The 21,367-nt window shown below is 59.2% G+C and carries 20 protein-coding genes; 6 read left to right on the forward strand and 14 right to left on the reverse strand.

What is annotated here, in order from left to right; genetic code table 11:
• Positions 1-7: 7 nt before the first annotated feature.
• Positions 8-403, reverse strand: coding sequence for a FixH family protein (locus tag F812_RS0104945; protein WP_026867856.1), 396 nt, complete (start codon positions 401-403; stop codon positions 8-10).
• A 738-nt stretch (positions 404-1,141) separates the two neighbouring features.
• Entirely contained in the window at positions 1,142-1,432 is a 291-nt protein-coding gene (locus tag F812_RS26375) for a hypothetical protein (protein WP_156827263.1), read from the reverse strand.
• A 1,419-nt stretch (positions 1,433-2,851) separates the two neighbouring features.
• Here F812_RS26375 and F812_RS26380 point away from each other — a divergent pair.
• Positions 2,852-3,121: a hypothetical protein gene (locus F812_RS26380; RefSeq protein WP_156827264.1), complete on the forward strand. Its 270-nt coding sequence runs from the start codon at positions 2,852-2,854 to the stop codon at positions 3,119-3,121.
• A 109-nt stretch (positions 3,122-3,230) separates the two neighbouring features.
• On the opposite strand, the gene F812_RS0104970 is transcribed toward F812_RS26380, so the two are convergent.
• From F812_RS0104970 to F812_RS22620, 4 genes are all read right to left on the reverse strand, one after another.
• The gene (locus tag F812_RS0104970; protein WP_020084858.1) at positions 3,231-3,644 is read right to left on the reverse strand and encodes a hypothetical protein; all 414 of its coding nucleotides are present in this window, start codon (positions 3,642-3,644) and stop codon (positions 3,231-3,233) included.
• A gap of 175 nt (positions 3,645-3,819) precedes the next feature.
• On the reverse strand, positions 3,820-4,218 hold the full coding sequence (locus F812_RS22615; protein ID WP_020084859.1) for a hypothetical protein: 399 nt from the start codon (positions 4,216-4,218) through the stop codon (positions 3,820-3,822).
• A gap of 10 nt (positions 4,219-4,228) precedes the next feature.
• Positions 4,229-4,474, reverse strand: coding sequence for a hypothetical protein (locus tag F812_RS0104980; RefSeq protein WP_020084860.1), 246 nt, complete (start codon positions 4,472-4,474; stop codon positions 4,229-4,231).
• 157 nt (positions 4,475-4,631) lie between these two features.
• Entirely contained in the window at positions 4,632-7,046 is a 2,415-nt protein-coding gene (locus tag F812_RS22620; RefSeq protein WP_083929076.1) for a ParB/RepB/Spo0J family partition protein, read from the reverse strand.
• A gap of 552 nt (positions 7,047-7,598) precedes the next feature.
• Between F812_RS22620 and F812_RS0104995 the strand changes: the two genes are divergently transcribed.
• Complete coding sequence (locus tag F812_RS0104995; RefSeq protein WP_020084863.1) at positions 7,599-8,390, forward strand: hypothetical protein; 792 nt, start codon at positions 7,599-7,601, stop codon at positions 8,388-8,390.
• Positions 8,391-8,707: 317 nt separating this feature from the next.
• Here F812_RS0104995 and F812_RS0105005 read toward each other — a convergent pair whose 3' ends face one another.
• The 3 genes from F812_RS0105005 to F812_RS0105015 all read right to left on the reverse strand — a co-directional run bounded on the left by F812_RS0105005 (position 8,708) and on the right by F812_RS0105015 (position 15,381).
• Positions 8,708-9,649, reverse strand: a complete 942-nt coding sequence (locus tag F812_RS0105005; protein ID WP_020084865.1) for a DUF2493 domain-containing protein — start codon at positions 9,647-9,649, stop codon at positions 8,708-8,710.
• A gap of 305 nt (positions 9,650-9,954) precedes the next feature.
• Positions 9,955-10,980, reverse strand: coding sequence for a DUF7146 domain-containing protein (locus F812_RS0105010; protein WP_020084866.1), 1,026 nt, complete (start codon positions 10,978-10,980; stop codon positions 9,955-9,957).
• A gap of 84 nt (positions 10,981-11,064) precedes the next feature.
• Positions 11,065-15,381: a strawberry notch family protein gene (locus F812_RS0105015; RefSeq protein WP_020084867.1), complete on the reverse strand. Its 4,317-nt coding sequence runs from the start codon at positions 15,379-15,381 to the stop codon at positions 11,065-11,067.
• A gap of 269 nt (positions 15,382-15,650) precedes the next feature.
• Between F812_RS0105015 and F812_RS0105020 the strand changes: the two genes are divergently transcribed.
• Positions 15,651-16,076, forward strand: a complete 426-nt coding sequence (locus F812_RS0105020; RefSeq protein WP_020084868.1) for a hypothetical protein — start codon at positions 15,651-15,653, stop codon at positions 16,074-16,076.
• Here the strand turns inward: F812_RS0105020 and F812_RS26385 are convergent.
• Positions 16,073-16,666 (reverse strand): hypothetical protein, encoded by a 594-nt coding sequence (locus F812_RS26385; RefSeq protein ID WP_156827265.1) that lies wholly within the window; start codon positions 16,664-16,666, stop codon positions 16,073-16,075. The two genes, F812_RS0105020 and F812_RS26385, sit on opposite strands and share 4 nt — an antisense overlap.
• A gap of 253 nt (positions 16,667-16,919) precedes the next feature.
• Here F812_RS26385 and F812_RS26390 point away from each other — a divergent pair, with 253 nt between their 5' ends.
• On the forward strand, positions 16,920-17,135 hold the full coding sequence (locus tag F812_RS26390) for a hypothetical protein (protein WP_156827266.1): 216 nt from the start codon (positions 16,920-16,922) through the stop codon (positions 17,133-17,135).
• Positions 17,136-17,340: 205 nt separating this feature from the next.
• On the opposite strand, the gene F812_RS0105025 is transcribed toward F812_RS26390, so the two are convergent.
• Together F812_RS0105025 and F812_RS0105030 are read right to left on the reverse strand one after the other, a co-directional pair.
• Positions 17,341-17,550, reverse strand: coding sequence for a hypothetical protein (locus F812_RS0105025; RefSeq protein ID WP_020084869.1), 210 nt, complete (start codon positions 17,548-17,550; stop codon positions 17,341-17,343).
• Positions 17,551-17,635: 85 nt separating this feature from the next.
• Complete coding sequence (locus F812_RS0105030) at positions 17,636-17,941, reverse strand: hypothetical protein (protein ID WP_020084870.1); 306 nt, start codon at positions 17,939-17,941, stop codon at positions 17,636-17,638.
• Positions 17,942-18,497: 556 nt separating this feature from the next.
• Here F812_RS0105030 and F812_RS22625 point away from each other — a divergent pair.
• Together F812_RS22625 and F812_RS22630 are read left to right on the forward strand one after the other, a co-directional pair.
• Positions 18,498-18,791 (forward strand): helix-turn-helix transcriptional regulator, encoded by a 294-nt coding sequence (locus tag F812_RS22625; protein WP_040497922.1) that lies wholly within the window; start codon positions 18,498-18,500, stop codon positions 18,789-18,791.
• Positions 18,784-20,076: a type II toxin-antitoxin system HipA family toxin gene (locus F812_RS22630; RefSeq protein WP_020084872.1), complete on the forward strand. Its 1,293-nt coding sequence runs from the start codon at positions 18,784-18,786 to the stop codon at positions 20,074-20,076. The genes F812_RS22625 and F812_RS22630 overlap by 8 nt, the downstream gene beginning before the upstream one ends.
• 176 nt (positions 20,077-20,252) lie before the next feature.
• Here the strand turns inward: F812_RS22630 and F812_RS25970 are convergent, their stop codons facing one another.
• Complete coding sequence (locus tag F812_RS25970; RefSeq protein ID WP_020665364.1) at positions 20,253-20,561, reverse strand: CcdB family protein; 309 nt, start codon at positions 20,559-20,561, stop codon at positions 20,253-20,255.
• A gap of 3 nt (positions 20,562-20,564) precedes the next feature.
• On the reverse strand, positions 20,565-20,822 hold the full coding sequence (locus tag F812_RS0105050) for a type II toxin-antitoxin system CcdA family antitoxin (RefSeq protein WP_020084874.1): 258 nt from the start codon (positions 20,820-20,822) through the stop codon (positions 20,565-20,567).
• Positions 20,823-21,367 lie beyond the last annotated feature (545 nt).

The following is a 21,367-nucleotide window of genomic DNA, read 5'->3' on the forward strand; positions in this document are numbered from 1 at the left end:
TTGGTCCTCAATCCTTTGCGGTGAAGACGACGGTGCCCTGCACGGTCTCGGGCTCGCCCTGCACCTTGGCCTGGAGCTTCAAAGCCCAGCCGCCAGCCATCGTGAAGTCGGCCCTGAACTTATAGACCCCAGGCTCGCTTTCGGTCAGCGGTTCGACTTTGGTCGTCATGCCCTCCATGTTATCGGGAGACATGTCGAGGCGCGTGCGGAAGATGATCGCTCCTTCGACGGGTTTGCCGCTCGGTTTGTGGACGAGCCGTATAGCAATATCGCTGCCGGGACCGTTGCGGACCTCGGCCTTGACCGCCTCGAAGGCGTAGTCCTGAGCCGCTGCGAAAGCTGCCATGGGGCTGGAAGCCACCATAAGGCCAGCGAGCAGCCGCGCTCTGATGTCGGTTCTCATCTCATCTTCCTCGATTATGTAATTGGGCAGCAGCGATGCGCTGCGCACGCGATCAGCAGCGGACGCGCTCGGAGAGCGGCCCGCAGACTCGCGCGATCGATCAGGAGATTAGACGATGGGTATGGGTGGGGGAGGCCCAGCTACAAACGGGTTGTAGGCATCTGCATCCCAGAAGAGGACTTGCGCACTTGCACCCTGCACAAGCTGCGCAGTGTCCGGCACCAAGGCCGCACCAAACGGCACCGAGCATTTAACGGAGCAGCCTGCCATGGCACCCGTGCAATCACCTTTGCAGCATGGGCCATCGGTACCCTGGTCATGCATCGGACACGGCTGAGCCAAGGCCTGCTCGGTGGCCACGGCTACACCGATCACCGACCCCAGGGTAAACCCCACGGTGAGCAGCAACATAGCAATGGCGCGCCTCAACGACATGATTGGCTCAAATTGCAGGTCGTTACATGATGGGGTAGGGCCGGGGTTTCGTCAATTCCGGAGTTCATTCACTTAAGAGCATTAATTGCCTGAGTTTTACGTTCCATCTTGAATTAGAAGGATACGATTCATTTTTCAGCAATCTCTCAGCGCCTAGCGAGCAGGTGCGGGGCCAATGCGAGAGATCAATCGCGGGCCCGCAATGGAAAGCTGAATGGCCACATGGCACTGAATGACCACGGTGCGGCTGTCGCCAGCCATGGCTGCAGGAGGACGCAAGCCCTCCTGCCTTGTTGTTACATTTCACCGATAGCGGCTGGATGATGGGTAATGATCATGCCGCGTATTGGGATGATCTTCGTGGAACTCTCCGTGCAGATCTTTAAGAGCTCGATGATAGGCCCGGTGTTCTCGCCTGCTGGAGAACCCGTCCTCGTGGGCGCGCGCATGGGTTTCGCCAACGCCGCTGTGGAACTGGTAGTGCTTCCGGTGATTGCGAGTGTGCCTGTCATAGTCGTCGTGCGCGAATGCAGACACAAGGGGTGTGGTCACCAACAACAGCAACACGCTGCTTGCCAGAATAGTCTTGTTCATGAGTTTATCTCCATTGCTCGACTGATCCTTCCGGCGCGTCGCACACGCTAACTGCCGGTGTGCCCACCGGTTCCCGCAGTCGATCTGCCAGCAAAGAAGAGCGCACGTGAAGCAAACCCGAACGTTGCGTTCATACGCGGTTCAGGTTCGATGTCTGGCACAAACGCTCTCGTCGAGCGTGCGAAGAGATTTGGTTGGCAAGTGAGTGCTATCCGTCGGCAAACGGACATGAGTGGCAGTTGGAGGCCCCATGGCAGTTCAGAAGGTTGCCTTTGTCCCGCGAAATCAGAGCCGAGCTTCGGAATGCGGCTGTCGTCTCCCTGGCCATCGCTCCACATTGATCTCCCGCATCACTGCAAAGCTGATCTCAGTCGGCAAATTGCACTCGCCGAGTACGCACGCTCGATGCTTTACCGCTCAGCGGTTACGACCTGGGTTTCGGTAGTTGCGGTACCTGCGGCGTTACTGGACACCCGACACTGAAGATGCCCGGTATGCAGTGCCCAACCTTGTGGTGAGCCTGCGTTACTGCTGCAAATCCCGTGACCGTTAGCGTGCTCACGAGAAAAGCGATCCTTAGAGTTTTCAGCATTGCCTATTACTCCCGAGTTTTTGAATAACTTGGCCGCGCAGACTTGAGCTGCGCTGCGCGCCAGGCCCGCAGCTTGGCCACGGGCCTGGCGTACCGGCAGCTATTTGCGTGGCGGCTTGGGCAGCGTCGGACCCGGCTGCGGCGCCGGTATCCATATTGGGCAACCACCCTTCGTGATGGGCATTGCGCACTGCTTACCTGGCTGATATTGCGCCGGCGCCAGCCCGGCGGAGCCCGCAAAGGCCACCGAGGCCAATGCCAAGGCAACGGCTAAAGATTTCAGCATTGTTGTTACTCCCGAGTTTGGAAGGTCTTCACGCGCCGCGCAGCGTCGAGCTGCGCAGCGTCAATGCCGAGCGTCGCCGCTCGCATTTTTCATGTGTGAAGGATCAAGCTCGAGGAGGCGGAGTGGGGGGCTGCCAATTGAGCCCGTCGTGCAAGTATGGCACGCAACTACGCAGCGCGTAGCGGGTCAGGGCCATACCAAAGGTAAAATCGGAAACCGGGGCCGGTTGCACGCAGTGCGTTGCGCACATATTCACGGGGCACCGGACGTTAACGTCGCAACAGAAACATTCTTGATCGGTCAGCGGTGTCGCGTCGGCCGCAATTTCCATCGACGCCATCGGCACCATGCGCATTGCATACGCAGCTTGCACCGGCGCCAGAGCAAGCCCCGCGCTGATAAAAATAGCAAGGATGGTGCGAACGAGCTTCATGCGCACTACCTCGGCGGGCGCGGATCCGGCGCCCTAGAGGAGAGATAGTTTCTGCCACGCGCGTAAGCAAGATCAAGGCCGCAATCTCGCGCCTGCGAGACGTGCAGTATGGATCTCATCCTTGCCGAGGTTGATCGTTTTGCGTCGATGCTGAGCCTGGAGGGACTGACAGAACGGGAGAGAAGGCGCGGCATCCGGGCATTACGTTTTGACGATCTCCCAAAGGAGCACTTTTCAAGCATATCCGTGATGACGGTCAGCCCAGACCGGCGAGGATGGAGCGAAACAGCGGGCTGGTTTCCATGCCTTTGGGCCTGTGAAGGCTGGGCCAGTCTTTCCGTGACGGGCGAGGCGGAGTTTTGGTGGTCGCTAGGATGATTCCTGCTGTCAACTGTTGATGGACGATCCGTAGAGGTGGTGCTCACAGCCGGGCGCGGGCTTTCTCTGGCGCGCAGCCGGCCTGCCCGGCTGGCACGCATCTCTTCCTCTAAAGGCTCTGGCTGTCGCCCCGGTCATCGTCGGGGCGGAGGGGAAGCGCCTCGCCGAACAGGGCGATGACAACGCCAAGGCCGCAGAGGATCGCCGCGAAATCGAAATCGTGGACGGCCTGGGAATAGTCGGCGATCGCCAAGTGATAGAGCGCAATCAGGATGACGGGCAGGGTAAAGAGTGACGTGTAGCGCAGCTCTCCGGAGGCAATGCCGAAAAGGTCAGGGGCATCGATTTTAACGTAGCAGGCGGCGCTCAAGGCAGCAGGAGCGAGGAGCACGGCAGCACCGAAAGCGGCGACAGCCAATGGAGAGGGATGATCAAAAGCCGTGCCGAGCGCGGCAAAGCCGGCGGCGGGGGCGTTGGAAACAACGAACGCAAGGTACGCGAGCGCGTTGAGAAAGCGGTGCATGCGGTCCTCGGCGGCAAAGCTGCGGGGTCAAACTGTTTGTTGAGCAAGCGGGGGCGGATTTTAACGGGGGTCTAGCAAATCGATTCCGTGATGCAGAGATCGCCGCCGAGTTTTTCCGGGCGTGGTCGTAGATGTTCCGACGCGATGGGATTGGATCGGTGGAGTGATCGACTTCTTAGGTATCGACCTTGTAGGTATCGAAAGGCGCGCCGGCGGCTTCCACAAGCTCGTTGTCGGTAAGGCTGACAAGGCGGCGATAGAGGGCTTTGCGGATCTGCGGAGCTGAGAGGTCTTCACCCAGCGGATGGGCCGAGCGCAGCGAAAAGCCGATGGTCATGGCGTGATCGTAGAGCGGCTCCAGTTCTTGGGTACCGTAGATCTGGGCATCTTCCTCGACTTCGATGATCTCGCCCGGTTGCGTGATCGCGAACGGCAACGCGCCATGGCGCCGCTCGAGATGAGCTTGCAGGTCGGCAAGGGTGAGCTCTGCGACGCGCAGGGCCGGTGCGGAGGCTTCGGCATAACCTTTGAAGCGCAGGGTAATCCAGAGTTCTTGGGATTGTGGGTCGGTCATGGCTCGCCTCCTAACCGCGCGGCCGGGCGGAGGGCGGGGAGAGCACGCCTTTTTTGATGAGGCGGGTAATTTCGCGGCGGTCTTGCATGGCGACGTGCATGTGCTGGATGAGCTTGGTCATCTGGCCGAGGGCATCGGTGTCGTTGCCGGACAGGAGCAGGCCGTGGATATGGTGGGCGGCGATCGCGGCGGACAGGAGTTCCGTGGTGAGGGAATGGGTTCGTCGATAGAGGGAGTGTCGGGGAGTGGTGGTCATTGCGGGTGCTGCAAGCAGTCTCCTTTTCGGGTTGGCGGGTTAATGGGTATCGGAGCGATCGAGAACGGCCATGCGTCCCGAGCCATCGAGGTTGTAAAGAAGCGCCCCGCGCCTCGGTGTGTGTGGGAGGTAGGGTTTGAGGCGCGGGGCGTTCCGGCTAGGCGGCAGGCGGGGGGGACGCGCCGTTGAGGCCGCCTTTCAGGAAGGCCGGTAACTCGGTTTTGGCATCAGCCGGGGTGTTCTCGGCAGAGGCATTGGTGTGAGTCTCAGGCATTGCTGCGAACGGGGCGCGCAGCAAGGGTGGGAGCCAGTTGATATCCTGGATGATGCGCTCGGCTTCGGAGGCCATTACCCCTTTTTTGAGGTGGTCGATGAGGGCCGCCTTGGCGGGGACGGCTTCCTTCACAGCCTGGATGATCTGCTCCTTGTTGATGCGGCTGAAAAAGTTGGCCGCTGTGGAGATCCAGCCGGCTTGTGCCATGTCGAGGTGGACGGCTTCGGCGAGCTGGTCAGAATGCAGCGCCGAGGATGAGCGGGCCTGATTGCCATGCACGGCGTCGAGGGTCAGGCTGACGCAGTGAGCGAAGAGATCGCCGCGCTCCTCGTTGGAGAGCAGGTTCAAGGCATTCCAAAGCGCGTCCGAGGTCTCGGGCAGGCGTTCGCGCCAGTGCTGCTGGCGCTGGGTGATCTGCTTTTGCGGTTCGAACTCTTCCAGACCCTGGACGCCGCGGAACTCGGTCAGCGTCGGGGCAATCTTGGCGCAGGCCTTGTGAGAGTCGGTGCTCTGGTGGAACTGACCGCGCCGGTAGAAGAGCGAGAGGCAGAACGCGTGCAGGGCAGCGAGGAAGGACGTGTTGAAGTCTTGAGCGAGGGCGTTCTGCAGCGCGACGGTGCGGTAGGAGGTGAGATCGCGCACCAGGCTGTCGGAGAGAGGCTTGCCCGCGATGATGGCACCGGGATTGTTATCGGCGCGGACATACTCGGCGCTGTCGTCTTCATCCTGGTCTTCGCCGGGTTCGCCAGCGTCCGCGTCGAGTTCGGCGCCGCCGTCGGCGGCGTTTGAGGATTTGGTGGCGGCTTTTTTCGGTTGCTTGACGTCCTCGGGTTTGAGAAAGCCGTACTCGATGCTGAGATCGCCGTCGCTATCGATGCTGATGAGGACGCCGGAGCGCGCGATCTGCTTGGCCGACATGCGTGGCGGGCGGTTGCGGAGTTCAATCAGAATGGCACGGATCTTTTCGAGCCGGGCGGCCTTACGCGGAGAGGTCTCCTCGCCAGTATTTTCGATCTCCTCGATCAGATTGTCGTGCTCGCTGCAGAGCTGCTCTTCCTGAGCGGTCTCCTCCTTGGTGAGGGAGGAGGGAAGGTTGGGGATTGTGGCCAGGTTGCGTTTGAGATCCCAGATAGAGCTGCCGATGAAGCAGATTTCGGCCCATTTGTAGCCCTTGGCGAGGATGTCGGCGCGCACGGCCTCCAGTTTTGCGGTGGCGAGTTCATCGAGCAAGACAGGATCCTGCAGCCAGGGGCCGCTTTCCTCCTTGAAGAGGTCCTGCATCAGGGTGCCGCCCGCGGCCTTGTAGGCGTCAAGCCCCACGAAACGTGCGCGCGGATCGTCGGCTTCGATGGAATCTTCGGTCAGCGTCCTTCTGATGTCATAGGCGCCGTAGCGCTGGCCGCCCTTGATCAGCTTGAGGAGAGAGTCCTGGCGCTTGTGGTCGTCGGTGATGCAGAAAGCCTGCAACTGTTCCAGGCTGATGTCCTCGTCCTGGAAGGCTTTGAGCAGCTTGGGGCTGGCCTTGGCGAGCTTCAGGCGCTGCTGCACGAAGCGCTCGGTGACGTGATAGCGCTTGGCGATGGTGGCATCGGCGATGCCCTGGTTGGCGAGTTCCTTGAATGCCTTGAACTGATCGAGCGGGTGCAGCTGCTCGCGGAATACGTTCTCGGCCAGGCTGTCATCGGTGGCGTTGCCACTGTCCTTGACGATGCAGGGGATCGGCTGGTCGGGCTCGATGTGGCTACGCTTGACCAGGATCTGCAGCGCCTTGAGGCGGCGACCGCCGGCTTTGACGCCGAAGCGTCCGGTTGGGTTGCCATCGGCATCGTTGGCGGTCCGCACGTTGAGCGACTGGATCAGCGAGCGATGGGCGATGTCGTCGGCCAGCATGTCGATGGTCACGCCGTTTTTGGTCTGGCGGACGTTGGCCTCATCGACATCGAGGAGGTTGAGCGGGATCATACGGATTGGATAGATCTGCACGGGCTCCGCGGCGTCGGGGGTCTTCGGTTTGGTCATGGAAAAGCTCCTGGTTGGGGTGGGGGGTGCCGGGAGCAAGGCGATCGAGTCTCTTCTCTGGCGCAGCCTCCGGCTCGCCCCCTCGGGGGCGGGCTCGACCTCTGCTGTGTGATGATTGGAGGTTGGCTGGTCAGGTTCGGAGCAAATAGTGCGGGCTGGGCCGGTTTCCAGACGCCGATGTAAGGGGTTGTTAGTCGTCAAAGTCCTCGGCGGCGCACTGGTAGGGATAGATGGTCCATTCACCGGTCGGCGAGATCTGCACAGGCTGGCCGTTTTCATCGATGACGGTCAGATAGAGCGCAACGCGCTTGACGCGGTAATGCTTGTCATAAGGTAGGAGCTGGCGGACGGCTTCATATACGCCGTCCCTGAGCTGGGATATGGACAGCGGAGCGTCATCCTTGCCAGCAATCTTGATTTTGAGGGGCTCAGAATAGACTGAAGGGGATCGCCGACGGGCAGACGAGCTTCGAGAATTTTTCGGAAAGCCTGATTTCACAATACAGAGTGTGACGTATCCGAACGCACAGGAAAAGGGGGCACACCGGCGTATGCGGTGCTGTTAGGTGTCGGCCTGCAGAGATGACGCGGAGTTCGGCGTTGGATCGTTTTCAGGCGGCATGTTTCTTTTTGAAGCGGAGCGGCGATTCGGGCCCGAGATCGAGTGGCGCAGCGTTCATGGGGTGTTAAACTCGCCGGGGGTCGCATGTTGGCAGTTCGAGGCCAATGTTAATTTCGTTGTTAGATACCACGCGATGAACCGTCGAGCCTAAATTTGGGCGTGGTGCCGACCAATGGTACTCCCGCTTTGACTAGCATCGGGGCCACGCCATGAACCTGCGACAGCGCATTGCCTGTGCCGCTCTTGTCGGATGCTTCATTGTGTTCGGCATCGAGGTGACGCTTGCGACCGATGTTCGGGCCCAGCTCGAACGTAAAGACTTTACAGCCGAGACATACGCCAGAATGTTGGTCGTCCTCACGGCAGCCTCGGGACAGCATACGCTCGCCCAATGCATGCACGACCGCTATTTCGGCTCGCCCTTGCTGCTGAGACGTACGCTGTGGGAAGTCTGGAACGGCCCGAGCAGAGATTTTGCGCCTTCGCTTCTCGAAGTCACCAAATCGGCCTGCTCCCAAGCCTCGCCCGAGATAACAGCCTCCGACCGCCAAACTTGGCTGCGCACCGCAACCGAATCCATCCTGCTGGAGGTGGGCAAGCCCGCCATAGGCCCGGCCATAGATATGATCGTTGCATACGAACGCATGCGCGGAGTCCAAACATCCGCTCAATGCGCTCAAGATGAAGCCACACGGACCCAAGCAGAGCGTCTTGCAAGCGATAACATGCACAAGTCACGCCTGCCCGTAAGCCTCGCGGTCTACGACACCTATCGCACGCTCTGCAGCCTGAACCCGAACGGCCCGACCGCCGGCGATATAGTACTCCCGGCAATGCCCGATGTGCCAACGGTTGCGCGGGAGCGCCTGCTGATCCTGCAGGACTTCGTAATGTGCCAAAACGCAGGTGGGGCACATGAAGATGCTTGTGTGGAGCAAGCCTACAAAACGCGATCCAAACAATTGTTCAATCAACTGCTGACCAGCGACAGCCGAAACTAAAAAAGACGCCTAAAGTGTTCCGGCAGCATCTGTGTGTGACGGCAAAAAGGTGTTCTATGAAGTCTCGCATAGAGCCGTCACGCGCGACTTTAAACGGGCAGGGTTAGATTGCGAGCACTGACTGCGACCTGAAACTCTCGCTCTCCTGCTGATTTAGGTAGAGTCCGTAGCCTCCGAAAAGGTGACGGACGATGCGTAAGAGCAGGTTCACCGAGGAACGGATCATCGCGATTTGCAGGAAGTCAGCCGGCCCACGGCAGACGTCTGCTGAAAAACCCAGAGCGCCGCGAAGCGCTCAGGGCATGGGCGCTCATCGTTCACCGCGCGACCTTCTGGGTGCGGTAATCGTTGAGCGGGATTTTGGCGGCTTTGGCCTTGTCGGCCATGTTGTGCTGGACGCCGGTGCCGTCGAAAATAAGAACGCCGCGCGGTTCTAGCTTGAGGACCTCATCGTTACGCATGAAGCCGGCGCGGCTCTTGCCCCAGCGGGTGAAGTCGGGCTTGAACGGCAGCTGTGTCACACCGCGGGCCGAAGCCCAGGTGGCGGCGATATGGTCTGCGCCTTTGGAGGCGCCGCCATGGATCAGGATCATGTCGGGGAAGCGCTGCAGGAGCACGTCGAGTTTTTCGTAGATGAGCGCGACGTTGTTGAAGTCGATTCCGCCAGAGAGGGCGAAGAGCGTTCCGGGAGGGGTGAGCGTGTTGGTCTCTTTGTATTTCTTCGCTTTGATGAAGTCCTTAGAGTCGATGACGGCGGCGGTCATGGCCTTGCGGTTGGCAAGCGAGCCGGCCTTGGGGCGCCATGCGCTTCCGGTGATGGCTTCGAAATGCGCGCCTGCAAGATCGCGGCAGGATTCGAAGAGGTCGCGCTTTTGCAGGATGGCCAGGCCGTGCGCGATGAGGTTTTCGAGCTCGACGGATCGGACTTCCGAGCCGTCTTGCTGGTCTTGCGAGTAACGCTGGCGGGATTCGTTATCATCGAGCTGGCGCTGCACGGTGCCGGCTTTGCGGTGGAAGAGGTTGGCGAGCGACCAGAGGAGATCTTCGAGATCGGGCTCCAAGGCGGTGTCCTGCAGGGTATCGGACATGATCTGGAACATTGCGGAAATCGCCTGGTCCATATCCTCGGTTTCCGGCAAAGGCCGGTGGTCGATTTCGTCAGCCGAGGGGGTGTAGCCGAAGGTCTGGAGACCTTCGATAACGGCGGCGGTAGCGGAGCCTTCGTAGGAGGCAAGCTCGGAATGATCGTAGTGGGACATGACATTTCTCCTTGGATAAAGTTGTGAGCCGTGGACCACCACGGCCTTTCGCGATCCTCTTGCCTGAGCCAGTAAGCGGGTGTCACCGCAGCGCGGCGGACTTGTCCGCGCGCAAGGCGGCGCAACGCGCCGACCCTCTGGGTTGACCCCGCGCTGGCTCTGGCATGATCGCGTCTTCAAAAGGCCGTGGTCCCACGTGCGCTGCTTTGCTGGGAGAACAGTCCCGCGCGGTCGGTGCGGATGCCGACAGTGGCTATGCCGACAGGCGAGCACGGATCGGGCTTGGCTCGCAGGGGGTGATCGACTCAAAGGGACAGGGCCGGGGCGATATCTTCCGGGCGCAATTGTGCGAGGGCCCGATCGCGCGATGCGGCAAAGCCGAGGCGGCGCAGATCGCCGTTCCAGTCATCGAGCGCGGCGACGAGTGGAAAGGCGGCGGTGCCTTGGGCACGAGCGATGCGCGAAAGGGTGGCCCAGGCCATGTCGCCGGCGGGATCGTTGTCGAGGGCGACGTAGAGGCGGCGCAATGAGAGCGGCAGGTGTAAAAGGGCGAGGTGGTCGGCTGTCAGGGCCGATACGGCAGGGATCCAGGGCAGAAGCGTACGGATGGAGAGAACGGTCTCAAGGCCCTCGCCGGCGATAAGGACGTCGCGGACAAGGCCGAAACGCACGCCGTTGCCGATCATGCGACCCATGGCGCGGCGCGGATCGAGTATCGAAGCAAGGGCGGGCGTTGCCGGATCGAGCCAGGTGCGATTGACGCCGGTCAGCGTGCCGGACAGATCGGTGATTGCGGCGAGAAGAGCGGGGAAGGATTGCAGGGGCGCATCATCGTCTTCGCGATAGTAGCAATGGGGATGAAAACGCAACGCCTCGTATTGTAGCGATGCAGTAATGGCACGGCCGCGCAGATAGCGTTCAGCATGGGTGCCGTGGAGGTTTTTGCCCGAGTGGAAAAGGCGCATGGCCTTCGCGGCGTTATTGGAGGGCGTGAAAGGTGTTGGCTCTCGCGCGGGTAGAGGTTGGGGAAGGGACAGAAAGCGGCGTGCTTCCTCGAGGGTTTCGGGGAAGGAGATGCTGCCGTTGGCGGCGGCAATAATGTCGAGAAGATCGCCATGCTCGCCTGTCGCTTTGTCGGCCCATTTCCCGGCAGCGCCGGGTCCGTAATCGGGGCCCTGCAAGCGCACGTGCATGCTGCGGCCCTTGGCGCCGGCGAGGTTGCCGATGATCCAGTGATTTCCGGTCTTGCGGCCATTGGGGAGATAGGTCTGGCAGACCGCCAAGGCATGGCGGGAAAGCAGCCTGGCAATTTCATTGGCATCTTTGCTCATACGCGTGTCCTTTCGAGCGCCATGTGGCCTCCTCCCCTCCGCGGCTTCGGCCGGAGAGAGGCGCGGGTAGGCAGCGAGAAGGGATCAGCGCGGGGGATAGCGTTTGAGGAGTCTGTCGAGGACGTCGTTCGTGTCATCGCCCATAGGCACGAACAGGCGCAGTTTGTAGGCGATTATCTCGGTAGTGAGGCCCATGGCCTTGAGGCCGGGCAGGCTGATGTCGTTGAAGCCGGTGAGTTCGATGCGCGGGGCGTACATGACGCTGACCTTGCGCAGCCTCAAGCCTTCGGCCAGGTCGATAATGCCGCCGGTGATCAGGTGGTCGTAGGCTTCGCCCGGCTGTTCGAAGGTGGGCGTGAGCCCGAGATTGGCAAGATCGGTCAGGTTCACGGGGCGGCCGATGACTTTTTCGCCGTCATCGGTGGTGAAGCGATAGATGTGGCAGTGATCGGCGGGCAGGCGGTTCCAGATCGGGAGCAGGAGGCCCGTGACGATAAACAGACGAGAGGTGACGAACTCGGGGATTTTAGCGAGCTGGGCCGCCCAGAGATGTTCGAACGTCTCGCGGCCGCATTCTTTCCAGGAAGAGAGGTGCAGGCTGGTTTCGCTCAGGTAATCGGTTTCGAGCGGGCGCAGGATGCGATAGCGGCGTTCGACCGAGCCGTCGTCGATTGTGCGCGAGGGGGCGTTGACCAGAAGAGCGGCACTGCCGGATTTTTCGTTACGGACGAATTTGGCCTTGGCGTCGATGGCAATCTCGATAGCGCGCTCGAGGGTGATGGGCGCGGTCCGGTTCTTGCGCTCAACCTCATAGAGCAGGGTTTCGGCCCCGCTCTTGTGACGGTCGATGATCTGGCGTTTGGTGATCAGAAGGCTGTGCGCGGTGATAGTTTCGAGGCCGATTTCGTAGCGGCCTTCGGAGATCGCGTGTTCGATTATGCCGGCCAGGATGTTTTCCAGATGCGCGAAGAGCGCGTTCTGCATCTCGATTTTGAGCGCCAGCATGCGGTTGAGGAAGGTTTGCATGGGCGGCATTTCGGAGCGAATCCCGCCGGCGTCGAGTGAAAGCGTAAGGCCTGTCGCCTCTTCGAAGTCTTCGAGCGAGCACTCCGGAATCTTGCCGAGGATGATCTGCTGGTAGAAGATATTGAGGGCGGTGCGGGCGTAGGGGCTTTCCAGATTGTCTTCCGGGCGGAACAGGCCCTGGCCGCCGGTCTGGCGCTGGCCTTTGGTGATAGCGCCGAGGGTATCGAGGCGTCTGGCGATGGTGGAGAGAAAGCGCTTTTCACCGCGCACGTCTGTGGCCACGGGGCGGCAAACGGGAGCAGAGGCTTGATGGGTGCGATTGGTGCGCCCGAGGCCCTGAATGGCGGCATCGGCTTTCCAGCCGGGTTCCAGCACATAATGGATGCGGCGGCGCTGATTCTTGGCGGTGAGTGCGGCGTGATAGCTGCGCCCGGTGCCGCCGGCGTCGGAGAAGATCAGGATCTGCTTGCGATCGTCCATGAAGGCGGCGGTTTCGGCGAGGTTGGCCGAGCCGGAGCGATTTTCGACGGCGAGCACGGACCGGCCCTGAGCGCCGGTCTTTTTGACGATGCGGCGGCTGCGGCCTGTGACCTCGGCAACGATATCGGTTCCGAAGTGCTGGATGATTTGATCGAGGGCCGATTGGACGGCCGGCAGGGCTGCGAGGCTTTCGATCATGTCATCGCGCAGGCGCTCGGCCTCGCGGCAGATGACGGGTTGGCCATCGTGCATGGCGGGGCGGGAATGGAGCTTGCCGTCGTCGTCGGAGAAGGTCTCGTACAGCGTGATTGGGAAAGCATGATGCAGATAGTCGAGCACGTATTCGCGGGGGGTGATGTCGATATCGAGATCGCCCCATTCGGAGGGCGGAATGAGGGCTAGGCGGCGCTTCAAGAGGGCTTCCGATGTTGTGACCAGCTGGATAACAGGAGCGTTACCGTGATTGAGATCGGCCTGCAGAACCCTGATTAGGGACGGGATCTTCATGGCCGTGATCAGGTGGTTGAAGAAGCGCTGCTTGTTTGATTCGAAGGCGCCTTTGGCTGCGCTCTTGGCCTGGCCGTTGAGGGTACCGTCCACCGGGCTTGTGATGTTGGCGGCATCGAGCGCGTCGGTCAGATTGTGATGAATGATCTGGAAGGCTTCGGCATACGAGTCGTAGATGCGGATCTGCTCGGGCGTGAGCGCGTGTTCCAGTATGTCGACCTCGACATCCTCGAACGAGAGCGTGCGGGCGGTATAAAGGCCCAGAGCTTTGGCATCGCGTGCCAAGACTTCCATGGCGGGGATGCCGCCGGCATGCATGGCCTGGATGAATTCGGCGCGGGTGACGAACGGGAAGTCGGCCCCGCCCCAGAATCCAAGGCGGGAAGCGTAGGCGAGATTCTCGACGACGGTTGCGCCGGTTGCTGACACGTACGTGATGCGGGCGTGGGGCAGGGCGTTTTGTAGGGAAAGGCCGGCGATGCCTTGTAGCGAGGCTTCGATCTTGCCGCGATCGGATTCGCCGGGGGAGGCGTTGGCAAGAGCGTGGGCTTCATCGAGGATGATTGGCCCATCGAAATCGCGACCAAGCCAGTTGAGGATTTGCTGCAGGCGGGAGCCTTTGCTGTTGGTGCCAGCGGATCGCAACGTAGCGTATGTGGTGAACAGGATCCCTTCATCGAGGACGATGGGCTTTCCGGGTGAGAATTTGCATTGCAGGACGATCTGCAACTTCTCCTGCCCAAGATCGGACCAGTCGCGCTGGGCGTCTTCCAGAAGTGCGTCGTTTTTTGAGATCCAGAGCGCGCGGCGGCGGCCTTTAAGCCAGTTGTCGAGAATGATGCCGGCGGCCTCGCGGCCCTTGCCGCATCCGGTGCCATCGCCGATGAAGAATCCTTTGCGGTAGGTGATGGCCGCCGCGTCATCGTCTTTGGCGGACTGAAGGGTGTGGGGATTATCGCCCAGGAGCCATTTGCCGGAGAGATAGTGGCTGTGGGCCTCACCGGCCAGGATGATAGTTTCAAGCTGGGCATCGGAGAGGATGCCATCCTCGATCAGCTTCGCGGGAAGATGCGGACGGTAAGTGGGAACAGGGGGCTTAACGGAGGCCATCGCCGCCGATTGCATGAGCTTGGAGGGATGTGGTTTGGCGCCGGGTATTGCGATGGAATCGAGACGGTACGGCTCGTAAATAGTGTCGCTGGTAGCTCGGATTTCGGCGGCGTCCGCGCGCTCGTGGTAGTCGAGTTCGACAATGTTCTGCGGTTCGGGGGTTTTGGCGGCCGGCACGTGCGGTGCGGGTCGGGGCTTTGTTGTGGAGAGCAGCGCGATCGGGGAAGCGGCAGGTTCGCTAAGGGCCGGAATGTTTGGGACGCTGCGCGGTGGAAGGCAGTTCTGGATGAGATCGAGGAGCAGGGCCGGATCGGTGATGTCGTTATGATAGGTAGGGGGCGCGGCGAGCGCGGAGTCCTTTTCGATGACGGTGATGCGGGTTTCGATGGCCGTGCCGTGTTTGGCGAAGAAGCGGCCGTCGAGGGAGGCTGAAAACAGGATCTGGCCGAGATCGCCAATCTTGCCGAAGATATGTTGATACGCGGGGTTTGCTGGAACGCATCCGCGGCCCGTGATGGCGACCAGGCGTCCGCCGGGGGCGAGGCGCTTGAGGGCGGCATGGACATGGAGCGCGTCGATGCCCTGATGTTTGCTTGCGACATTGGCCTTGGCCGAGAATGGCGGGTTCATGAGCACGAGGCTGGGGCGCAGCGCGCGGGGCAGGTAGTCGTCGATGTTTTCCGCGTTGAAGCGAGAGAGGTGGGCGTTGGGGAACAATGCGGCCAGCATATCGGCGCGTGTGGTAGCAAGCTCGTTGAGGACGAGCTTGGCCTGCAGGGCGTGCGCGTGAACAGCCAGCATGCCGGTTCCGGCTGAGGGTTCGAGCACTTTGTCGGTCTCAGTTATGGCGGCGGCTTCGGCGGTGATGAAGGCGAGTTCGAGGGGTGTGGAGAATTGCTGGAAGGCCTGGCTGTCTTCCGAGCGGCGGGTGTGCGTTGGGATGAGATCGGCAAGGGAGCGCAGCATCGGCAGAACATTGCGCGGCGCGCCTGCGCCTTGACGCATGGCGGGAAGGTACGTCTGCAGGAAGATGACGAGTGCGGCTTCGCAGGCCTCGTACGCATCCTTCCATTGCCATAGGCCTTCATTGTCGTTTGCCTGAAATACGCTACGCATCGTATCGCGCAGGGCGTGGGTTTCGATCTTGGTCCCCTTCTCGAGGAGCGGGACAAGCAGCTGGGCCGCCTCAAGGATGCGGGTGCCTTTGGCTTGCGCGGGGGCGTGTGTGTTGGACTGGGTGCGTGCAGGGCTCTCCTGAAGGATGTTGGAATTTTGCATGATGGCTCCATCGTTGCGGTTTGAGCCGCTGGAGCTGCCTTGCCCTCTGCAAAGCCGCTCTGCGGCGCCGCATGCGATGCCATCCTCTTCTTTTCGGGGAGAACGTTTGGGGTAGGGCCGTTGGGTCCGCGTCCTGTGGGGAAGAACCAGCAGGGATTATTTTGAGGTAGCCATTTAATCATTGACCTTGCAGCCCAGGACTCTACCTCTGAGTGAAAGAAGGAAGGCTCTCAGGTCACTGTCTGCAGCTCTGTCGAGGGAAGCTCTGAATGGCCATCGGGGAATCTCTATCCATACTTTCGTCGATCCTTAGCATAGCCGCATCGGTGAAGGAGCTGATGGCCTCGCGCGGCGCAACTGCAGGGGCTGCCGTTGATCAGCTCTCTGGTAGCGACGGCTTAGCTCGCGAGATCCTTGCCGATCCGGACACGCGAGAGGCAGTTCTCCTCCTCGCTCAGACTGTGATTTCCAATGACCTTCTGGACCAGCTCACTCGCGAAGCCCGAAAATGCGAGCGCAATCACATTGGCGACCGGAAAAAGGCTAAAGGTCACACGGATAAAGATGATGCCGACATCGAAGCCGCACAGTGCATGTGCAGCGTTTTGCGCGATACCAAGCGTTATAATGGGGGGAGTTTGCCCGACAGCAAGCTCTTGAATGACTATTGGAAGTCTTACCGGTGCAGGGACTAAGGCCCTGACGGGCCGAAGGCAGACGGAGGTGCATGATTTCTAAAAACCAAGGGCAGCCCTAGTACCTTCAGTGTCTCTAAATCTCTACCGGCGCATGAAGCCCGAGTACCCGCCAGTTGCCAATGCGCCATCCATGTACCATCGTAAAGAAAGTCGATCACAGTCTGGTCCTCCATCCCCTCGGACCCTGTCCAAACGAGGCTGATGATGGCCTCGGGCCTCGCAAGCGTTCCGCTAAAAACAACCGGTCTGCCGGACGCATCGTCAATCAGCGATAAAAATGCAATCGCCGTTTCAGCAGCACGACGGGCCAACACGTCCTCGTCACTTCGAAAAAATGACGGAACACCGGCAACAAAAAATGCGCTCTCAAGTATTTCACTGCTTAAGTCGTCATACTGCATAGTCTGATTATGATCAGCGTAAAGACTAAAGTCAATTCGGATCCAGCAAGGCTTGGCCTTGTCTGAAAGGCGCAGATTGGTCCATTGCCAGCGCGCGATACGACAAGACGCAAGCCAGACTTTGTGTGTGCCGTTACTGGCGGCAGTCTGATAGAACGGGCTCAGAAACGTGAATAAAAAGCCCAAACAACATAATTTCCATAAGATACATTATCACACTTAGAGTAACAGATGCTCGGTATGTCAATTCAGCCCTTTCATCCTGAAATTGATTCTACAAAGTTTTTACAGCGGAGCTTTTCTCAGGCAGCCTGCTGCGGCTTTGATCGCCTGCATGCCCCGATATGTGAAAACCTTCGCGACTTTCCAATTGACGAAAGCACATAACTGCAATAATTTTGATTACTTTATTTAACAATTTAATTGCGCAGGTGTAATTTTGAAAAAACTATCCAATACCTTTTTACGATTTGCAGACGAGCAGCAAAAGTTCGCCAGCAATCCTAATACTTTGGCTTTTATTTTCTGTCTTTCAGCAGCCGTTTTTCCATTCAGCAGCACCGCAGCAATTGGGGCGGCGGTAAGTCCTACTCTTGCAGCTGGCAGTGCATTGATTGCGAGGGCGGCGTCTAAGTTGATAAATGCATTGGGTTAGACACCTACGGCGAGGCCAAAAGAGTCCGGGTGGATTTGATAAGCGATAAATCAATGCTCTTATTATGCGGGGCTCTTTTGCGCTAAGCACAACAATGAAGTACTGCTGCCCAAGCTCCTGAACAATTATTAGTCTTTGCTGCGCTTTGCAGAACACCTTAAGGCATCTTTTTTCCTTCCGGCTGCCGATGGAAATTTAGCATCGGCTATTTCTTATCGAACCACATGTCCAAGAGCAGCCGTGGCCCCCTAGGCAATTGATCAGCCTCTAGCTTCTCACATGCGGTGCTGCTCTCTTTGCCACGGAAATTTTTATCAATGTAAGCAGAATCCTGAATGCCGGCTACGGTGGCGAAGGACGCAACTAGTCCCACGCCAACATATTTTGCGGTTTGCTTGACGTTTTCATAAAACAATTAGATCTCCTCATTTAGGTGAATTTTATTCAATTAGTTGAAAATGATTATCATTGTCAATAGTGAATTTCAATGGCGGAAAGTTCTAATTGGTTCCGAAAACATTGATCGCAATCAGCCAAACAATAAGCGTAGTAAAAACAGCAACTCCCCAGACGAGAGTCGCAGCCAGCGCAAACTGGATAACGCCGTTGTCCTCGATTGTCCAACCGGCTCGCTGGACGAATAGTCGTAAAATAAAATGAACCGGCAGGGCGGCAATTCCACCAATCATGATAATTGATAAAAACGGCTCAGGAATTAAAGGTGCGCGGTCCGCAAGGCTGAGAAAAGAAAAAGAGCTGTAAACTGCCGCTGCGAACAGGCCTAGCCCGATCTGCTTCCAGTACATGTTGTGCCCCCCTTGAACTCGCGCGAGTTGGTGCCGTTGGACAATAACATCTGCTTGCTATCAATGCATCCATCCCAGCCGTGCCCGCTTGAAGCCGCGCGTGACGGCTGCGTGTAAGGCGTCGTAGAACCGTGCGACCTCGCTGGTCGAGATACCTTTTTTACGAGAGCACGCGATAGCGTTGCTTCCGGAAGATGATGGTTCGGCAAATAAAATTGCGCCTAGTTAGGCTCTCGCAATCTATGTGCTGTTCGCCGCTACGTCGCGAAACTAGTCTGCAGACGCCTCGGGCGATGCGACCGTGAAGAATCCTGGAGGCTCGCCGGGCTTCCGTTCAGGAGCGACGTGGCCACTTAATGTTTGGTCCGGCATGTTTTTACCTCCGCGGGTTACTGCCCGAAACTTGATAAAAGGTACTAGCCGTCGACCCGGAGTTCGTTGGCGGATATATGCGCCAACGACGGTGTGCCGGAAATATCCGACAAATACTTGACGTCGGATATATCCGACAGTATATTGATGTCGGATATATCCAGCGAAGATCGGCCGACACAGAATGAATATCAGGCGACCCAACGACCTTGGCGCGGCGGTGAGAGAAACCCGGCGCAAACGGGGGATGAACCAGACCGAACTGGCTGCGCGGCTCGAGGTGAACCGCGAATCGGTATCGCGCCTTGAAAAAGGCGATCCTGGCATCACGCTCGGCATTGTCCTGCGGGCCCTAAACGTGCTCGGGCTGTCGCTCGTCCTTGATGATGACACCTCTACCCCGGAACTCGCTCCTACCAAGTCAGCGGAGGGCAAATCACGCCCGCGCATCAGCATCGATGAGATCGTCGATGAGTGAGCTGCGGGTTTTGATCGACGAAGAAGAGGTTGGCTCCATTTTTCCGGGTGCAGCTGGGAAGTTGCGCTTTGTCTATGACGATGCGTGGCGAAACCGGATCGATGCCGTGCCGCTGTCGCTATCGATGCCGCTTACCGCCAAGGAACACTCGCACAAGGCCATCGAGCCGTATCTTTGGAACCTGCTTCCCGACCGCGAAGAGACCCTCCGGCAGATTGCTGCGGAGCATGACATTTCGCATCGCAATCCCTTCGCGCTGGCAGGCGCGCGCGGGGAAGACCTTCCGGGTTCAGTGCAGATCGTTCCGCCGGAGCGCATCGGAAGTCTGCGCAAACGCGAACGCATTGCGCGAGTAAGCGAGGAACAGCTCGCGGAGGTCTTGCGCAATCGTCAGCGCGCTTCGGGCAAGACGCGTATCGGCGAGGACAGCGGTTTCTTTAGCCTCGCCGGGGCGCAGCCGAAAGTGGCGGTCTGCCGGGTCGGCGGACGCTGGTACGAGCAGCGCGGCTATACGCCTTCCACCCATATTGTGAAGCCTTCAATCCCCGATCTTCAGCAGCAGGTGGAGAACGAACATTTTTGCCTGCGGCTTGCTGAGGCTGTGGGCCTGCACGTCATCAAGAGCGAAGTTGTCCGGATCGGCGCTCTTCAGACCATCGTGGTCCCGCGCTATGACCGCGTGCGCCTGAAAGGCCGGCAGCGGTTGCCGCTTGATGCCGCCGGCGGCAAGGTCTACCGCATCCATCAGGAAGACGTGTGCTCGGCTCTATCGGTGCATCCGGCAAACAAGTATCAGCATCAGGGCGGCCCCGGCATGAAGCAGGTGATGCGGTTGCTGGAAGGCTCGGGCAACCCGGACGTTGACCGCGAGCGATTCATGCGCGCTTGCGCCTTCAACTACATGATCGAAGGGGTAGACGCACACGGCAAGAACTATAGTCTTCTGATGGAAGCCGGAGGGCGGTTCCGGCTCGCACCGTTCTACGACATTATCAGCGCGTTGCCCTATGATCGCGAGACTTACAATCGATTAGCGATGGCAGTGGGCGGAGAGCGCAAGCACGGCAAGATCTTTCCGAGCCATTGGGAAAAGACGGCCGCTGAGTGCCGTTACGATGCCGAGAAGGCCGTCCAGCACGTGCGCGACTATATCGCCGCCCTGCCGGACGCAGCGCAGGGAGTGTTGGCGGAGTGCCGTACCGGCGGGCTTGCGCTCGATACCATAACGCTTTTGACTGATCGCTTAACGAAACGCTGCGAGACTTTGCGCAAGCTCTACGGGTAGTGAACACGTATTGGAGCTGTGGGATTGGCACGTGAGGTCGGTAAAGGGTGCGCGGCGGCCGGTGGGCGGTTCGGTTCAGCAGGCGCTGCTTGCGGCGAGCGGGTCTTATGAGATGGGCTTCGCAGCGGCATCTTTAAACCGGTTTTGAGATCTATCCGGGATTAGAATCGACTTGTTCAATAGCCATGAACAAGAAAGTCCAAAGCTTCGACGATGATCTGGCGATGTGTTGTGTCAAGGGAAGCGATCGGACCGTTGAGTTGAGCTACATCGATCGCTGCCAGTTCGGCGGTATTGAGAACGTGATTTATCCCTCGTATGGCGATGACCGGATGCAGGCGGGATATGAGGGGACCTTGGTTGATGTCTATGGGCTCGAGCGGGATGACCACGCGGGTTTTCAGATGCCGCAGCAGGTCGGTCTGGATGTTGAGCACCTTTGAAGCGTAGGGGTAGGGCGTTTCATAGACATCGAACTGAGCCATGGATTACGTGCGGGTGGTCCAGATCGGGGGAATGGCGATGCCACGTTCTGCGACCCTGCGGTTGTGGGCTTCAATTGCTTCGGCATTTTCGGCGAGCCAGGCCTCGGCGCGGGCCTTGCGCACGGCTTCGAAAATCCCCGCTTCGGCAGCTTTTGAGGCGTTGAGTGCGAGCATCTTGGCTTCCCGCATGATGTCTTCGCGGATGGTAAGGGTGACGGGTTTGCGGCGCGGCTTTGCGATGATGTCTATTTCAGCACTCATACGTATATAATATCAGTATAAAGAATAAATAGCAAGTTGTTGGCGCGGTCATGACATAATGCAAGCGATCCGTTGGCCCTGCGCCTGGACGTCTTGTTGAACAGGGTGTTCATGAAACAGCTTTGCGCTCGGGTTTGGGAGCCGCTGTGTGCGTTGAAACTTGCGCTGTTCCATTCGCAGCCTTTGGCTTTGTGCGCGGTGCCTATCGTGATCTGGCGTTGGCTGGGTGGTTTGGAACGCCTCGGTGGCAGCGCGCTGTTCTTCGCTGGGGCTCATGGGGCCTGCTCAGTTCGGTTGGGTTAGTCGGGTGAGCTCCCGAAGTGTTTCTCGGGCAAAGGGCGATCCGTCAAAATGCGCGGCTAGATATCGTGCCAGATTGATGAGAGCGGTGTGTTTGAAGCTCGGGAAGTGCGCATGGTGCGGGTCGATGATGCGATTGAAGATGGCAGATGAGGGCCGAGCCCCCTCCTCCGCATAGAAAGCCCGGACAATGATCTTGTCGGATCTCGACGATGCGGCACTGTTCGAGAAGCGCGAACCAGTGT

The sequence above is a fragment of the Hyphomicrobium zavarzinii ATCC 27496 genome (assembly GCF_000383415.1).
Taxonomy (GTDB): Bacteria; Pseudomonadota; Alphaproteobacteria; order Rhizobiales; family Hyphomicrobiaceae; genus Hyphomicrobium_C; species Hyphomicrobium_C zavarzinii.

Coding starts and splice junctions, on each gene's coding strand:
- F812_RS0104945 (WP_026867856.1), bottom strand. CDS start 403: ATGAGAACCGACATCAGAGCGCGGCTGCTCGCTGGCCTTATGGTGGCT.
- F812_RS26375 (WP_156827263.1), bottom strand. CDS start 1,432: ATGAACAAGACTATTCTGGCAAGCAGCGTGTTGCTGTTGTTGGTGACC.
- F812_RS26380 (WP_156827264.1), top strand. CDS start 2,852: ATGGATCTCATCCTTGCCGAGGTTGATCGTTTTGCGTCGATGCTGAGC.
- F812_RS0104970 (WP_020084858.1), bottom strand. CDS start 3,644: ATGCACCGCTTTCTCAACGCGCTCGCGTACCTTGCGTTCGTTGTTTCC.
- F812_RS22615 (WP_020084859.1), bottom strand. CDS start 4,218: ATGACCGACCCACAATCCCAAGAACTCTGGATTACCCTGCGCTTCAAA.
- F812_RS0104980 (WP_020084860.1), bottom strand. CDS start 4,474: ATGACCACCACTCCCCGACACTCCCTCTATCGACGAACCCATTCCCTC.
- F812_RS22620 (WP_083929076.1), bottom strand. CDS start 7,046: ATGAAAACGGCCAGCCTGTGCAGATCTCGCCGACCGGTGAATGGACCA.
- F812_RS0104995 (WP_020084863.1), top strand. CDS start 7,599: ATGAACCTGCGACAGCGCATTGCCTGTGCCGCTCTTGTCGGATGCTTC.
- F812_RS0105005 (WP_020084865.1), bottom strand. CDS start 9,649: ATGTCCCACTACGATCATTCCGAGCTTGCCTCCTACGAAGGCTCCGCT.
- F812_RS0105010 (WP_020084866.1), bottom strand. CDS start 10,980: ATGAGCAAAGATGCCAATGAAATTGCCAGGCTGCTTTCCCGCCATGCC.
- F812_RS0105015 (WP_020084867.1), bottom strand. CDS start 15,381: ATGCAAAATTCCAACATCCTTCAGGAGAGCCCTGCACGCACCCAGTCC.
- F812_RS0105020 (WP_020084868.1), top strand. CDS start 15,651: ATGGCCATCGGGGAATCTCTATCCATACTTTCGTCGATCCTTAGCATA.
- F812_RS0105030 (WP_020084870.1), bottom strand. CDS start 17,941: ATGTACTGGAAGCAGATCGGGCTAGGCCTGTTCGCAGCGGCAGTTTAC.
- F812_RS22625 (WP_040497922.1), top strand. CDS start 18,498: ATGAATATCAGGCGACCCAACGACCTTGGCGCGGCGGTGAGAGAAACC.
- F812_RS22630 (WP_020084872.1), top strand. CDS start 18,784: ATGAGTGAGCTGCGGGTTTTGATCGACGAAGAAGAGGTTGGCTCCATT.
- F812_RS25970 (WP_020665364.1), bottom strand. CDS start 20,561: ATGGCTCAGTTCGATGTCTATGAAACGCCCTACCCCTACGCTTCAAAG.
- F812_RS0105050 (WP_020084874.1), bottom strand. CDS start 20,822: ATGAGTGCTGAAATAGACATCATCGCAAAGCCGCGCCGCAAACCCGTC.